The sequence below is a fragment of the Streptomyces sp. genome (assembly GCF_050698815.1).
Classification (GTDB): domain Bacteria; phylum Actinomycetota; class Actinomycetes; order Streptomycetales; family Streptomycetaceae; genus Streptomyces.
Map to the genome: position 1 here is coordinate 1 of NZ_JBOHCV010000175.1, position 2,215 is coordinate 2,215.

At 67.2% G+C, this 2,215-nt stretch carries 1 protein-coding gene; it reads right to left on the minus strand.

Annotated features, from left to right (window positions below; genetic code table 11):
* Positions 1-292 precede the first annotated feature (292 nt).
* A complete protein-coding gene (locus tag ACRDP3_RS06550) occupies positions 293-1,891 on the minus strand; it encodes an RNA polymerase sigma factor (protein WP_431515872.1) in 1,599 nt (532 codons plus the stop codon).
* Positions 1,892-2,215: the final 324 nt, after the last annotated feature.

Consider the following 2,215-nt stretch of genomic DNA (forward strand, 5'->3'; position numbering starts at 1 on the left):
GCGCAGTCCATGCGTTGACCGAAACCCGGTCGAGTGACGGAGCTACTCCGTTCGCCTCGCACCAGGCTAGGAAGGCGCCCACGCCTCGGCTGTAAGACTTCAGGGTCTCGGGAGACTTCCGCTCGGCCTTGAGGTGGACGAGCCACGAGGAGAGCAGTTCGTGCAGGTTCATGCTGTTCGAGCGTACTCCGTCCGAGGACCTGTGATACCTGTGCTGGAAGCGGTACGCTCACACACCAAGAAGCCCCCGACCCGCATCAGCGCAGGTCAGGGGCCTCTTCAGCCGCTCTCCTCAGTCCAGGTAGTCGCGCAGCACCTGGGAACGGGACGGGTGGCGCAGCTTGGACATCGTCTTGGACTCGATCTGCCGGATGCGCTCACGCGTCACGCCGTAGACCTTGCCGATCTCGTCGAGAGTCTTCGGCTGACCGTCGGTGAGACCGAAGCGCATCGAGACCACGCCGGCCTCACGTTCACTGAGCGTGTCCAGCACCGAGTGAAGCTGCTCCTGGAGGAGCGTGAAACTGACCGCGTCGGCCGGGACGACCGCCTCGGAGTCCTCGATGAGGTCGCCGAACTCGCTGTCGCCGTCCTCACCGAGCGGGGTGTGCAGAGAGATCGGCTCGCGGCCGTACTTCTGCACCTCGACGACCTTCTCGGGGGTCATGTCGAGTTCCTTGGCCAGCTCCTCCGGGGAGGGCTCGCGGCCCAGGTCCTGGAGCATCTGACGCTGGACGCGCGCGAGCTTGTTGATGACCTCGACCATGTGCACCGGGATACGGATGGTGCGGGCCTGGTCGGCCATGGCGCGGGTGATGGCCTGCCGGATCCACCAGGTCGCGTAGGTCGAGAACTTGTAGCCCTTGGTGTAGTCGAACTTCTCGACCGCGCGGATGAGCCCGAGGTTGCCCTCCTGGATCAGGTCGAGGAAGAGCATGCCGCGGCCGGTGTAGCGCTTGGCCAGCGAGACCACGAGACGGAGGTTTGCCTCCAGCAGGTGGTTCTTGGCCCGGCGGCCGTCCTCGGCGATGATCTCCAGCTCGCGCTTGAGCTTCGGCGCCAGCTTGTCGGCGGCGGCGAGCTTGTCCTCCGCGAACAGACCCGCCTCGATCCGCTTGGCCAGCTCGACCTCCTGCTCGGCGTTGAGGAGGGGGACCTTGCCGATCTGCTTGAGGTAGTCCTTGACCGGGTCGGCCGTGGCACCGGCGGCGGCGACCTGCTGAGCCGGGGCGTCGTCCTCGTCGTCGTCGGAGAGGACGAAGCCCTCGTTCTCGTTCTTCACCTCGGCGGTCGGGCCGTCCTCCGCGCCGGGCTTGTTCGGCTTGGCCGGCGTCTCCTGGGCCGCCTCGTCAGGGCCTTCCAGGATCTCGTCGACGACGGACTTCTTGGCCGTCTTCTTCGGGGCGGCGGCCTTCTTCGCGGCCGCCTTCTTGGCTGGCTTCTTGGCGGCCTTCTTCGCGACGGTCTTCTTGACCGGTTCGGCGGCGATCTCGGCTGCGGTCACGTCAACGGCCTCCTCTGCGGCGGGCGCGGTGACCTCCGCGGGCGCCTCCGGCTTGCCGACCGCCTGCTTCGCGGCGGCGGCGGTACTGGCCCCGACCGACCTGGTCGCGGTGCGCTTGGCCGGGGTCTTCGCAGCGACGCTCTTACGGGTGCGTTTGGGAGCCTCCGCGGCACTCACCATCAGCGTCACACCCTCCTCGTCGAGGATCTGGTTGAGGCTGCGCAGAACGTTCTTCCACTGGGTTGGCGGAATCTGGTCAGCCTCGAAGGCCCGGCGCACGTCGTCGCCGCCGATCTGACCCTCAGCCTTTCCCCGCTCGATGAGCGCCACCACGGATTCGGACTCGGCGATCTCCGCAGGGAGCGTACGGGATGTGCTGGCCGACACGAACAACCTCTCGGAACGATGGAAACGGCGGACCGCCGGTGGGGATGAACCGGCGGCGCGGGCTGGGCAGTGGAGAAATACAGCGCCTCATCGGAGCAACGGGCTCCGGTTCTGTATTCCCTCCGCGGCTGTCACCTCTTGAGTCATCGCGCTGCGACGCGAAGCGTTACGGGCAATACGCGTGGCCCGAGTCACATCCAGCATCCCCCCATTCAGGGCGGGAGTACCAGGAATCGGGCACCGTCCATGCCGCTGACCCGCTCCGCCGCCGCGACGTGGCCGGAAACGGCTGCGCCGCCGGACACCGGCGGCGCAGCCGTATGT